12 protein-coding genes are annotated in these 12,155 nt (G+C 54.6%); 4 read left to right on the top strand and 8 right to left on the bottom strand.

The window, feature by feature from the left end:
• The first annotated feature begins 1 nt into the window (after position 1).
• Positions 2–2,179 carry a peptidase domain-containing ABC transporter gene (locus tag D3A97_RS19745; RefSeq protein ID WP_119080278.1) on the top strand — a complete coding sequence of 726 codons (2,178 nt, stop codon included), beginning with the start codon at positions 2–4 and terminating at the stop codon, positions 2,177–2,179.
• A gap of 159 nt (positions 2,180–2,338) precedes the next feature.
• On the opposite strand, the gene D3A97_RS19740 is transcribed toward D3A97_RS19745, so the two are convergent.
• From D3A97_RS19740 to D3A97_RS19705, 8 genes are all read right to left on the bottom strand, one after another.
• Complete coding sequence (locus tag D3A97_RS19740; RefSeq protein ID WP_157986646.1) at positions 2,339–2,755, bottom strand: META domain-containing protein; 417 nt, start codon at positions 2,753–2,755, stop codon at positions 2,339–2,341.
• Between the two features lie 44 nt (positions 2,756–2,799).
• Positions 2,800–3,933, bottom strand: a complete 1,134-nt coding sequence (locus tag D3A97_RS19735) for a tetratricopeptide repeat protein (protein ID WP_119080276.1) — start codon at positions 3,931–3,933, stop codon at positions 2,800–2,802.
• A 248-nt stretch (positions 3,934–4,181) separates the two neighbouring features.
• Positions 4,182–4,622 carry an SsrA-binding protein SmpB gene (smpB, locus tag D3A97_RS19730; protein ID WP_119080275.1) on the bottom strand — a complete coding sequence of 147 codons (441 nt, stop codon included), beginning with the start codon at positions 4,620–4,622 and terminating at the stop codon, positions 4,182–4,184.
• Positions 4,623–4,802: 180 nt separating this feature from the next.
• A complete protein-coding gene (accD, locus tag D3A97_RS19725) occupies positions 4,803–5,648 on the bottom strand; it encodes an acetyl-CoA carboxylase, carboxyltransferase subunit beta (RefSeq protein WP_119080274.1) in 846 nt (281 codons plus the stop codon).
• A gap of 118 nt (positions 5,649–5,766) precedes the next feature.
• Positions 5,767–6,834, bottom strand: coding sequence for a class II fructose-bisphosphate aldolase (fbaA, locus tag D3A97_RS19720; RefSeq protein WP_119080273.1), 1,068 nt, complete (start codon positions 6,832–6,834; stop codon positions 5,767–5,769).
• A gap of 166 nt (positions 6,835–7,000) precedes the next feature.
• A complete protein-coding gene (locus tag D3A97_RS19715; protein ID WP_198674089.1) occupies positions 7,001–7,447 on the bottom strand; it encodes a QcrA and Rieske domain-containing protein in 447 nt (148 codons plus the stop codon).
• A 182-nt stretch (positions 7,448–7,629) separates the two neighbouring features.
• Positions 7,630–8,415, bottom strand: a complete 786-nt coding sequence (locus tag D3A97_RS19710) for a helical backbone metal receptor (protein ID WP_119080271.1) — start codon at positions 8,413–8,415, stop codon at positions 7,630–7,632.
• A gap of 1 nt (position 8,416) precedes the next feature.
• Entirely contained in the window at positions 8,417–9,775 is a 1,359-nt protein-coding gene (locus tag D3A97_RS19705; RefSeq protein ID WP_119080270.1) for a pyridoxal-phosphate dependent enzyme, read from the bottom strand.
• Between the two features lie 63 nt (positions 9,776–9,838).
• On the opposite strand from D3A97_RS19705, the gene bioD reads away from it, so the two are divergent.
• From bioD to lpxK, 3 genes are read left to right on the top strand one after another with little or no spacing between them, the layout of a single operon-like run.
• Positions 9,839–10,480 carry a dethiobiotin synthase gene (gene bioD / locus D3A97_RS19700; protein ID WP_119080269.1) on the top strand — a complete coding sequence of 214 codons (642 nt, stop codon included), beginning with the start codon at positions 9,839–9,841 and terminating at the stop codon, positions 10,478–10,480.
• Positions 10,477–11,061, top strand: coding sequence for a 5-formyltetrahydrofolate cyclo-ligase (locus tag D3A97_RS19695; RefSeq protein WP_157986645.1), 585 nt, complete (start codon positions 10,477–10,479; stop codon positions 11,059–11,061). Before bioD ends, D3A97_RS19695 begins: the two co-directional genes overlap by 4 nt.
• An 18-nt stretch (positions 11,062–11,079) precedes the next feature.
• On the top strand, positions 11,080–12,153 hold the full coding sequence (gene lpxK / locus D3A97_RS19690; RefSeq protein WP_119080267.1) for a tetraacyldisaccharide 4'-kinase: 1,074 nt from the start codon (positions 11,080–11,082) through the stop codon (positions 12,151–12,153).
• Positions 12,154–12,155: the final 2 nt, after the last annotated feature.

Raw genomic sequence — 12,155 nt, 5'->3', positions numbered from 1 at the left:
CATGTCCACTACCGCAAGACTTAAAAAAAGCACCCGCGTTCGCCAGCGGGATATCAGTGACTGCGGCGCCGCTTGCCTGGCGTCTATTGCCGCGTACTATAACCTCCAGATGCCCGTGTCCCGCATCCGGCAGCTGGCCGCCACAGACAGCAAAGGCACCAACGTGCTGGGCGTGGTGGAAGCGGCCGGCAAGCTGGGTTTTCAGGCTAAAGGCGTGAAAGGCCCGTTCGAAGCGCTGTTCAATATACCCAAGCCCGCCATTGCCCATGTGATCATACAGGAAAAGCTGCACCACTTTGTAGTAGTATACCGTGTTACCAAAACGCAGGTGGTGGTGATGGACCCCGCGGACGGGCAGTTCCATAAAATGACCCACGCGCAGTTCAAGGCCATCTGGACCAACGTGCTGGTACTGCTCATGCCGGGAAACGAGTTCAGGCCCGGCAACGAAAAGGTTTCCCACCTGCAGCGTTTCTGGTACCTGCTGCGCCCCCACCGTTCCGTGGTGCTGCAGGCGCTCTTCGGCGCCATTATTTACACGGTGCTGGGCCTGTCTACTTCTATTTACGTGCAGAAGATCGTAGACAACGTGCTGGTGGAAGGCAATAAGAACCTGCTGAACCTGCTGGGCGTTATCATGCTGCTGATACTGGTGCTGCAAATGTTCGTGGGGCAGCTCAAAAGCGTATTTGCCCTTAAAACCGGGCAGCAGATAGACGCACAACTGATACTGGGCTACTATAAACACCTGCTGCGCCTGCCCCAGCAGTTTTTTGATACCATGCGCGTAGGGGAGATCACCTCCCGCATCAATGACGCGGTGAAGATCAGGGTATTCATCAACGATGTGGCCATTGGCCTGGTGGTGAACGTGTTCATTGTACTGTTCTCTTTCGGCCTGATGTTTACCTACTACTGGAAACTGGCGCTCATAGTACTGTGCATATTGCCGGTATACGCCCTTATATACTGGATCAGTAACCAGGTGAACAAAAAAATGCAACGCCGGCTGATGGAAGACAACGCGGAACTGGGCAGCCAGCTGGTGGAGTCTCTTAACTCCGTAGCCACCATCAAGCGTTTCGGGCTGGAAGAATATGCTAATATCAAAACAGAGAACCGCTTTGTGAAGCTGCTGCGGTCTATCTTTTCCGCCTCCATGACCAACCTCGGCATTGGCACCGCCGGCGGTTTCATTACCAGCGCGTTTGTAGTGATATTGCTCTGGGCGGGCTCCTATTTTGTGCTTGACCGGCAATTGAGCCCGGGCGAGCTGTTGAGCTTCTACGCCATTGTAGGGTACTTTACCGGCCCCGCCATGGCCCTGATAGGCGCCAACAGAAGCATGCAGGACGCGCTTATTGCCGCGGACCGCCTTTTCGAGATCATGGACCTGGACCAGGAAGAGACCGCCAACAAGGTACGGCTGACGCCGGAAGACGTGGGCAATATCCAGTTCACCAACGTGTTTTTCCGCTATGGCACCCGCGTGGAGGTGTTCCGGAATTTCAGCCTGCAGATACCCCGCGGCCAGATCACCGCCGTAGTGGGAGAGAGCGGTTCCGGCAAAAGCACGCTGATGGCGCTGCTACAGAATATCTATCCCCTGCAGTCCGGCAGCATCCAGATCGGGAACATGGATATCAGGTATATAGACCATGAGAGCCTGCGCCGCCGGGTAAGCGTAGTACCGCAGCAGATAGACCTTTTTGCCGCAACAGTGCTGGAAAATATTGCCGTGGGAGAGTTTGAGCCGGATATGCAGCGCGTGCTCCGCATTTCGGCCCAGCTGGGCATCCTGAACTTTATAGAGAAACTGCCGGAAGGTTTCAATACTCCGCTGGGAGAACATGGCGTTAACCTCTCCGGCGGCCAGCGGCAGCGTATTGCCATTGCCCGCGCGCTCTACCGCAACCCGGACATCCTGATACTGGACGAGGCCACCTCTTCCCTGGATTCCGTGTCTGACCAATACGTGCAGGAAGTAATGCAGCAGCTCCGGAACAATGGTAAAACCATCATCGTTATTGCCCACCGCCTCAGTACCGTGATGCATGCGGACAAAATAGTGGTGCTGCAAGACGGCGCCATTGCCGAAGAAGGCACCCATGCGGCCCTGCTGGGCAATAACGCCGTGTATTCCCGTTTATGGCAACATCACCAGGCCTTGCCGATATAAACGCTATCAGCCTTCAAACATTGGGTCGCTATCAGCCTGCGGCCCATAATAAACCTTCTTGCAGTATCAGTTACAGGGGATGCTGCAGATCCATACGGGACAGTAAAAAAAGGGTGCAACAGCATTGTTGCACCCTTTTCAGTATTGTTGGCGGGCAGCCTATTTTGCAATGAACTTCGCCAGCGGCGTACCGTCCTGGTTGAGCACCAGGAAACCTTCCGTTACCTTCCAGTTGTTCACCTTGTCTATGATCTGCAGGAATTGGCTTTCCACGCTCATGTCCGCGCAAGCCATTTTGGTAGCGGCCAGCGGGGAAAAGGTCAGTTTATCCGCGGCAACCGTGAATTTCCCGAAAATATTGTTGCAGCCGGCGGAGCCGCTGATGCGCTGCTCGGCCCTGTTGAACGTAAATTCCGCGGGGCGCTGGAGTTTGGTAGTATCTACCGGCTGGCCCTGCACTTCCACGAGGCGCCAGGTCTTATACAGGTCTGCTTCATTGTTGGTAGCCGCGGGCTTGGGCGAGCTGCAGCTGGTTGCAAATGCAAGGGCTGTAAAAAAGGCCAGGTATTTTTTCATGTTGTTCATTTTAATGATTGTATAACAATCTCAGTGCCGGAAAGTTAATACCGGCTGTAAAAAGAGCGGAGGTCGCCGGCCAGCCGGTCATAAATAGGGCGTGTCAGTTCCATGAAGAGGTCTTGCGGCGGCGGTGGCGGAATGTCCCGGCCGCCTATCAGCGCGCGGTCCGCATCACTGAGGGCGCGCTCGTCTCCCCGGTAGGTGCCGAACTGGTTTTGCCAGGTGAAGGAACCGGGCACCCTGTCTTGCCGCAGCACGCGGTTGTCATTCACATCGGTGATACGGTAATCCAGCAGGCCGGTGGAGGCCACGGTCTTTTTGGTGATATACAACGTGGCTTTCACGGTAATATCTACCATAATGGGTTTGCCGGTAGTGTCTTTTTTATTGCCGGGAACGGAAATCACTTTGGACACTTCGCGCTGGTATCGGTCAACAAAGGTCTGGCCCACCATGAAGTCCATAAACCGCAGCTCCATGTACTGGTCTGGCCTGAAATCCCGGTCTCCCCGCACGCGGCGCTCGTCATAGAACTTTACGAAGTTGTTGATCTGGCGCTGCTCCAGGTTACGCACCAGCGCGTCCCTGAACTGGTCCGCGGAAAACTGGAAGTAGGGGGAGCGCACGTCTATTTCGCTGATCACCACGTTTACGAGCCCAATGGCGTAGGCCTCTTCCCGCAGCTGGGCCGCGTCTTTGTAATTGGGCGTGAGGCGGAGGGCGGCGCTGAACTCTTCATACGCTTCGCGGGCGCTTTGTTTGGTGCCTTGCTCCAGCAGTTGCAGGCCTCTTTCGTAGCGGGCCTCAGAGGCGTTTTCCTGCGCGCCGGTAATAGCCGCGGAATAGTCTTTCGGCTTTACCACGCCCATGGCGGCGGGAGAGGTGCGGATGGTGTTGTAAAGCGACTGCATGGCGCGGTACTCTACCCGTACAGATTCCCATTTCAGGTCGTTATTGGAGGCCAGTGCCTGTTTGGCGCGGCCCTCATGGTAATCCATGGCGGCCTGGTAAGCGCGGGGGAGCAATTGCAGCGATGTGGCGTCTGCAGGCCGGCGTTGCAGTTTTTTTACGAATGCTTCCACGGCAGTGCCGTAATGGCCCTGGTTATATAATTTTTCGCCTGATTTGCAGGAAAACAGGGTGAGGATAAAAAGAAGGGGCAGGTATCGGAACATGGTCAAGAGAAATTACGGATTAGGAATGCAAAATACCGGAACAGGCCTGCAAAAGGCGAGGCGGCAAATGAAGAGTTATGCGTTGCGAAAGGCGGATGGTACATGTGTATCTTTTAAAAAACATGCGGCTCATATGAGCGCCCTTACAAGACGAACGAAGTATGTAAATAGTTACGGTTTTCATATCAACAGGCAAATGTAATGCCGGAAACAGGGAATGGGGGTGATCCGTTTGGCGGAATATACCGTCAGAGCTTGAAGTTCCTTCTCAGCTCGCGGTCCGCTTCGCGTTGTTTGATGCTGTCACGCTTGTCGTGCAGCTTTTTACCTTTACCCAGGCCTACCTCTATTTTGGCCAGCCCTTTATCGTTTATGAATATACGAAGGGGAACGATGGTATAGCCTTTTTCCTGCAGCTTTTTCTCCATTTTCCGCAGCTCCTTTTTCTGGAGCAGCAGCTTGCGTTCCCGGAGGGGATCGTGATTGGCGTAGGTGCCATGGGAGTACTCGGCAATGTGCAGGCTTTTAACGTACAGCTCGCCTTTTGAAAAATAGCAGAAGCTGTCATTAAAGCTCACCTTGCCGCCGCGAATGGACTTGATCTCGGTACCTGTCAGCACCATACCGGCGATGTATTTATCTTCTATCGCAAACTCGAAATACGCTGATCTGTTCTTTAATTCTGCCATTTCGCCACAAATATAAGGGGCTGACACACAGCGGGAGCAGGGCGGGGAAAAAAATGGCCCATACTTCTTTGTTTGTCAGCCCCGGAAGAGGTGTTGTTATGTTTGAGTACCTTCACTTCCCGGAGCGTTGCCGCCACTTGCATGGCACCCGGCAACACCTATTCCCGCACGGGAGGCCTCCTAATTCTTGAACAGTTCCAGCAGCGTGCTAAGCCTGTTTTTCAGTTCTTTACGGTCCAGGATAAAGTCCAGGAAGCCGTGCTCCAGCAGAAATTCCGCGCTCTGGAAACCTTCGGGAAGGTCTTTTTTGATCGTTTCCTTGATCACCCTTGGCCCCGCAAACCCGATGAGGGCGCCCGGCTCGGCGGTGTTGATATCGCCCAGCATGGCGTAAGAAGCGGTAACGCCGCCGGTGGTGGGGTCTGTCATCAATGAAATGTACGGCAAACCGGCAGCTGCCAGCTGGGTGAGCTTGGCGGACGTTTTGGCCATCTGCATCAGGGAGAAGGCGCTTTCCATCATGCGCGCGCCGCCTGATTTGGAAATGATCAGCAGGGGCAGGCGGTGGGCCATGCAATGATCTATGCTGCGGGCAATTTTCTCACCCACCACGGAGCCCATGGAGCCGCCAATGAAGTTGAAGTCCATACAGGCCACCACCAGGCCATTACCGTTCACCAGCCCGGAGCCAACGCGCATGGCGTCTGTCAGCCCTGATTTTTTCTGTGCCTCCTTCAGCCGGGCATCGTAGGGTTTCAGGTCATTGAAGCCCAGCATGTCTTTCGGGTAAATGTTGGCAAAGAGTTCTTCAAACTGGTTATTATCAAAGATGATCTCAAAATACTCCGGTGAATTGATGCGGTTGTGAAAGTTACATTTGTCACATACGTACAAATGTTCTTTCAGGTCTTTCATGGTGGTCGTTTTCTTACAATTCGGGCATTTGTGCCATAAACCGTCCGGCGCCTCTTTCTTCTCACTGGTACTGGTAGAAATACCCTGTTTAATTCGCTTAAACCAGCTCATACTAGATTTTGTACTAAAATTAGATTAAAGAATAGTGGTGCAAGATACGATAAAATTAAACTTTTCCGTAAATCAAAAGCCCCCCGTTGGTGCGGGGGGCTTTTGTACAACTGTAAGATTATGCGTTGCGGTTAATGCAGTTCAGGTCTGTAAAGGCTTCTTCCAGCCGTTTTACAAAGGTTTCTTCCCCTTTGCGCAGCCACACACGCGGATCGTAGTATTTTTTGTTGGGTTTGTCAGCTCCTTCAGGGTTGCCGAGCTGGGCCTGCAGGTAGCCTTCCTTGGCCTTGTAGTAATCCAGCACGCCTTCCCAGAAAGCCCATTGCATGTCTGTGTCAATGTTCATTTTGATCACGCCGTAGCCCAGGGTTTCGTTGATCTGGTGCTTGGGGGAGCCGGAACCGCCATGGAATACATAGAATACCGGCTTTTTGCCGGTATTAAATTTTTTCTCAATAAATTCCTGGCTGTTCTGCAGGATCTCGGGGCGCAGCTCCACGTTGCCGGGGCTGTACACGCCGTGCACGTTGCCGAAAGCGGCGGCCACGGTGAAGCGGCTGCCAACCTGGCTCAGCTGTTCGTAAGCGTAGGCCACGTCTTCAGGCTGGGTATACAGCAGCGAGTTTTCCACGCCGGAGTTGTCTACCCCGTCTTCTTCACCACCGGTAACGCCCAGTTCAATTTCAATAGACATGCCCAGTTTATTCATTCTTTCGAAATATGCTTTGGAGATCGCAATGTTTTCATGGATGGGCTCTTCAGACAGGTCCAGCATGTGGGAGCTGTAGAGCGGCTGGCCCGTTTCTTTCTTGAATTTTTCGCCGGCGGTGAGCAGGCCGTCAATCCAGGGCAGCCATTTTTTGGCGGCATGGTCTGTATGCAGCACTACGGGTACACCATAATATTGCGCTACCTCATGTACGTGTTTGGCGCCAGATACACCGCCCGCAATGTTGGCCTGCAGCTTGTCATTGGGCATGCCTTTACCGGCATAGAATTGGGCGCCGCCGTTAGAAAATTGGATGATAACCGGGGAATTTACCTTGGCGGCCGTTTCCAGCACGGCATTCACTGAGTTGGTGCCAACCACGTTCACTGCGGGCATGGCAAATTCATTTTCCTTGGCATCTTTATAGAGCGCTTCCAGCTCTTCACCGAATAATACGCCGGCTTTGTACTTTCCCATAGACGTTAAAATGTTTAATTTTTAAAGGAAAGCAAATATAGGCATTTCAAAATTTGCATTTTCGCAAGTTTTAGGGTTCTTTTTTAAAAGATTTAAAAACCGGGTGCGTTCCTCCATTGAAAAAACCGCCCGCCATGGCCGGCGGAGCGGTTTTTCCGTCCAAACACTATTTCACTGTTAACGTTGTTCCGTTCACTTCAACGGTGTATTTGGCCAGCGCGGCCGTGGCGGGGCCGTTGCTCACCGTACCGTCCAGGTTGAACTTGCTGCCGTGCCCGCAGGCGCTGCCGCATTCTATTTTACCGCCAGACACCCCGGAAAGCGTGCAGCCCATGTGGGTGCAGGTGCTGGTGAAAGCGGCAAAGGAGGCCGCGGCGTTGCCGGTGGCGGTGCGTACCAATACCACTCCATTGCTGATGATAGCGTCTCCCACGTTCGGTACCTGCGTGGCCAGGTTAACGGTCAGCTTGGCGCCCGGCCCGGGGCCCGGGCCAGGACCGGGACCGGGGTTTGGAGCGGGATCGTCTCCCTTACCGCCGCAGGCCGCCAACCCGCCCGTACAGGCAATAGCAAGGGTAATGCCCATGCTGGACAAAAAGTTTCTTCTTTCCATAATTGAGTGGTTTAGTTTTTTCGCGTTTTTTGAAAGGGACCGGTTTTTCAGAAAAGGGTACGGGTATGGAGAGGAAGGGGTTGCTTTGGGAATTGAAATTTTTCCGGAAGCCGGGTTTCAGGAGCATGAAATGCGAAGGTGCGGGCAACCGGATTATTCACCGGGGCCTTTTGGCGCTGCGGCTATATGGTTGCCCGTACCGCCGTGATCAATTCGTCAAAATACCCCGGCGCAAACATCAGGCGGCTGCCGTACCAGGAGAACATTTCCCCGTCAACCAGCAGCACTTCCGCATCCGGGAGGTATGCTTTTATTTCAGCAATGTGTTTTTCCTTAAAAGGGTAGGGCTCGCTGGAAAGCAGTACCAGCCGGCAACCGCTGGCGGCCAGCTGCGCCAGGCCCATGGCGGGGTAACGGGGCAGGTCCGCAAACACGTTCCGGAAGCCGCAGCGCGCCATCATGTCGTGGATAAAGGTATCTCCACCGGCCACCATCCATGGCTCCCGCCAGATAAAATACGCGGCGGGCGCCGCCATGGGCAGGGGTTGCAGCCGGCTGAAACCTTCTTCTATCTGCTGGCGGATATGCTGCGCGGCGGCCTGCCGCTGCAAAATGTCTCCCAGGCCGGTCACCATGCGGCAGGCATCTGCCAGGGTATGGATATCACTCACCCACACGGGGAAACGCGCGGCCAGGGCCTCTATTTGTGCTTTTTCATTTTCTTCCTTGTTGGCAATGATGAGGTCTGGCCGCAGGGCGGCAATGCGCTCCAGGTCCAGCTGCTTGGTGCCGCCTACGCGGGGAATGCTGCGGAACCACGCCGCCGGGTGTACGCAGAATTTGGTGATGCCCTGCACGGTGGCGCCCAGGTGGTAGAGCAGCTCGGTTTGCGAGGGCACTACGGATATGATGCGTTGGGGAGGAACGGAGATCTCCACGGTGCGGCCTAACTGATCGTGGTACAACATATCAACTGCCCAGTGCCTGAATGATATCGTATTTGGTAATAATGTGGTAGTTGCCGCTTTCATCGTGCGTGAGCACGGCGCCGTTCTCCTTGTTGATATAAACGGAGAGCTTTTCAATGGGTGTTTCCATGCTTACTACGGGAAAGGCTTTATGCATCACGGCCTCTACCGGGGATTCTTTCAGGTCCGGCTGGTCTATCAGCTTGCTGAACAGGCCGCTCTCCGAAATGGCGCCAATGAACTGGCCGTTGCTGGCCACGGGCAGGTGCTCAATGTCGAACTTTTTCATTTTGGCAATGGCGCCGCTCACTTTCTCGTCTGGCGGAATGGTCACCAGCGGCAGGTTGCGGCGGCTGTTCACAATGTCTTTCACCGTTTTTACGTCCAGGAAGCCGCGCTCCATCATCCACTGGTCATTATACACCTTGCCTACGTAGCGGCTGCCATGGTCGTGAAACACTACCACCACCACATCTTCCGGCTTGAGGCGGCTTTTCAGCTGCAGCAGCCCGGCTATGGCGGAACCGGCGGAGTACCCTATAAAAATGCCTTCTTCCTTGGCTATGCGGCGGGCCATCACGGCGCCGTCCTTGTCGGTCACTTTCTCGAAATGGTCTATCACGCTCATGTCGTAATTCTGCGGCACAAAATCTTCCCCGATGCCTTCCGTGATATAAGGGTGTACTTCGTTCATGTCCAGCTCGCCGGTATCAAAGAACTTTTTCAGCAGGGAGCCGTAGCTGTCTATGGCCCACACCTGTATAGCGGGGTTCTTTTCTTTCAGGTACCTGCCCGTGCCGGTAATGGTGCCGCCGGTGCCGGTGGCCACCACCAGGTGGGTGATGCGGCCGTCCGTCTGTTCCCATATTTCCGGGCCGGTCTGCTCATAATGCGCATCGCGGTTGGCCAGGTTATCGTACTGGTTCATGTAAAAGGAATTGGGAATTTCATTGGCCAGCCTGCGGGATACGGAGTAATAAGACTTCGGGTCTTCCGGCAGCACGTTGGTGGGGCAAACAATTACCTCCGCGCCAACGGCTTTGAGGATGTCTACTTTTTCCTTGGATTGTTTATCCGTAGTTGTGAAAATACACTTGTAGCCTTTGATAACGGCCGCCAGGGCCAGGCCCATGCCGGTATTGCCGGATGTGCCTTCAATAATGGTACCCCCGGGTTTGAGGTAACCTTTTTTTTCGGCCTCTTCCACCATTTTCAGCGCCATACGGTCTTTGATGGAGTTGCCGGGATTAAAGAACTCTACTTTGGCCAGCACGGTACAGGGCAATTCAGCGGTTACGCGATGGAGCTTTATCAGGGGCGTATGTCCGATGGTTTCCAGTATATTTTCACAGTACTTCATAATCTTGATGCTTGGTGAACGAAATTAAGGTAATTGGGCGAATGATGGTTTATATTTGCTTCTATGAACAACATCTTCATCACCGGTATAGGTACCGGCGTAGGCAAAACAGTGGCTTCGGCCTGTGTGGCCGAGGCTTTGGGCGCGCAATACTGGAAGCCGGTACAGGCGGGCCTGCAGGATACAACGGATACGCAAACCGTGCGTGCATTGCTGAGCAATCCTTCCCTGGTACGGGATGAACTGTACAGGTTGCGCATGCCGGCGTCTCCCCACCTGGCGGCGCGGCGGGAAGGCATTACCATTTTTGAGGACAAGATAGTGGAACATGCCCGCAAGCTGCAGCAGCCGGGCCAGCCCCTCATTATTGAAGGCGCCGGCGGGCTGATGGTGCCGCTGAACGGGGACGTGTTCATGCTTGACCTCATCAGGGCGCTCGAAGCCAAAGTAATTATTGTGGCGCAAAACTACCTGGGCAGCATTAACCATTGCCTGCTCACGGCCATGGCCCTCAAGCAGGCGGAAATACCGGTAGTGGGATGGATCTTTAACGGGGACCATCACAGTAATGAAGACGATGTGGTGGAATGGAGCCATTACCCCCGCATTACCCGCATTCCGCGCGCGCGCAAGCTGAACAAAGACTTTGTGCGGCTGCAGGCGGAACTGATGGGGCCGTTGCTGCAACAACTGGTTACTGCATGACGTTCACGAAAAAGGATATACGAAAGTCCTATCTTGCACGGCGGCTGGCCCTGCCGGCGGAAGAGGCCGCACGCCTGAACGGGGAGCTGCTGCTGAATTGCCGGGAGCTTCACCTGGGCAGCCCGGGTTTCATTCACCTGTTTTTGCCCATCATGGCCAAAAAAGAGGTAGATACCTACCCGCTGGCCGCATGGCTGCGGGAGCAATACCCCGGTGTGCAGCTGGTGCTTTCCCGCTCTTACCTGGCCACGGGCAATATGCAGCATTTCCGCTGGGACGAGCAAACGCGGCTGGTGCAGAACGCCTACGGCATACCGGAGCCTGACAGCGGCCGCATTGTGGCGCCGAAGGAGATAGACGTGGTGTTCGTTCCCATGCTGGCATTTGATGAGGCCGGCCACCGCGTAGGGTACGGCAAGGGCATGTACGACGAATTTTTGCAGCAATGCCGGGAAGATGTGAAGGCCATTGGCCTCAGCCTGTTCCCCCCGCTGCCCGAACTGATAGAAGACGCCTACGAAGGGGACGTGCCGATGAACATTGTGGTAACCCCTCAGCAGGTATATTATTTCCAGGACTAACAAAAACAGCAAAACCAGGTGTGGCAATATCTCAATTATCTTTTATACCCTTTTTCCCTGCTGTACGGCCTTGTATTGTGGATACGAAACCGGCTGTACGACAATGGCGTGCTCACCTCCGTGGAGTTTGACCTGCCGGTGATAGCCGTAGGCAACCTCTCTGTAGGCGGCACCGGCAAAACCCCCCATGTGGAGTACCTGATACGGCTGCTGAAAGACCAATATAGAACGGCCACCCTCAGCCGCGGCTACAACCGCAATACCAAAGGTTTTTTGCTGGCCGGGCCGCAAAGCACCGCGGCAGATATCGGGGATGAGCCCATGCAGTTCCACCGTAAATTTCCCGATGTAACCGTTTGCGTGGGAGAGGAGCGGATGCTGGCCGTGCCCCAGTTGCTGGGAGAACAGCCTGATATTGCCGTTATCCTGCTGGATGACGCCTTTCAGCACCGTTCCATTAAACCGGGGCTGAACCTGATGGTAACGGACTACAGCCGCCTGTTCACCCGGGACCATGTAGTGCCCTTCGGCCGCCTGCGCGAAGGCAGGAAAGGCTACCACCGGGCCAATGCCATTATTGTGTCCAAATGCCCGCCCGGCCTCTCTGTACAGGAAAAGGCCGCCATAGTGCGTGAAATAGCGCCGCTGCCGCACCAGCGCGTATTTTTCACCACCTTGCAGTACGGCACGCCATACCCCCTGCTGCCAGGCGGCCCGCAACAGCTGCCGCCAGGGGCCGCCATACTGGTGGCCTGCGGCATAGCCCGGCCGGAACCAATGGTACAGCATTTGCTGCAAAAGCATGCAAACGTACACCTGCTGGCCTTCCCGGACCATTATTACTACGCCCGGAAAGATCTTGACAAGATGAAGCAGGAGCTGGAGCACCTGGACGGGCCGCAAAAAGTGATACTCACCACGGAAAAAGACGCCGTTCGCCTGCGGCTGCTGGAAGACCAGCTACAGGCCATGCAGCTGCCGGTAATGGTGCTGCCTGTGGAAGTGAGCTTCCTGTTTGAAGCGGCGGGTTCATTTAATAGTTATATTTTTGACTATGTTGCGGAGGCTATAGCAGCGGGTGCAGAACCCTAAAA

Origin of the sequence: Chitinophaga alhagiae, assembly GCF_003568665.1 — a bacterium.
GTDB lineage: Bacteria > Bacteroidota > Bacteroidia > Chitinophagales > Chitinophagaceae > Chitinophaga > Chitinophaga alhagiae.
Note: the sequence above shows the minus strand (reverse complement) of the source record. Positions and strands in the feature narration are given on the sequence as shown.

Bases quoted from the DNA above. Each gene is read 5' to 3' on its own strand.
- D3A97_RS19695 (WP_157986645.1), top strand. From the start codon at position 10,477: ATGACGTTCACGAAAAAGGATATACGAAAGTCCTATCTTGCACGGCGG.
- D3A97_RS19715 (WP_198674089.1), bottom strand. From the start codon at position 7,447: ATGGAAAGAAGAAACTTTTTGTCCAGCATGGGCATTACCCTTGCTATT.
- D3A97_RS19710 (WP_119080271.1), bottom strand. From the start codon at position 8,415: ATGTTGTACCACGATCAGTTAGGCCGCACCGTGGAGATCTCCGTTCCT.
- D3A97_RS19735 (WP_119080276.1), bottom strand. From the start codon at position 3,933: ATGTTCCGATACCTGCCCCTTCTTTTTATCCTCACCCTGTTTTCCTGC.
- D3A97_RS19705 (WP_119080270.1), bottom strand. From the start codon at position 9,775: ATGAAGTACTGTGAAAATATACTGGAAACCATCGGACATACGCCCCTG.
- D3A97_RS19745 (WP_119080278.1), top strand. From the start codon at position 2: ATGTCCACTACCGCAAGACTTAAAAAAAGCACCCGCGTTCGCCAGCGG.
- smpB (WP_119080275.1), bottom strand. From the start codon at position 4,622: ATGGCAGAATTAAAGAACAGATCAGCGTATTTCGAGTTTGCGATAGAA.
- accD (WP_119080274.1), bottom strand. From the start codon at position 5,648: ATGAGCTGGTTTAAGCGAATTAAACAGGGTATTTCTACCAGTACCAGT.
- bioD (WP_119080269.1), top strand. From the start codon at position 9,839: ATGAACAACATCTTCATCACCGGTATAGGTACCGGCGTAGGCAAAACA.
- fbaA (WP_119080273.1), bottom strand. From the start codon at position 6,834: ATGGGAAAGTACAAAGCCGGCGTATTATTCGGTGAAGAGCTGGAAGCG.
- D3A97_RS19740 (WP_157986646.1), bottom strand. From the start codon at position 2,755: ATGAAAAAATACCTGGCCTTTTTTACAGCCCTTGCATTTGCAACCAGC.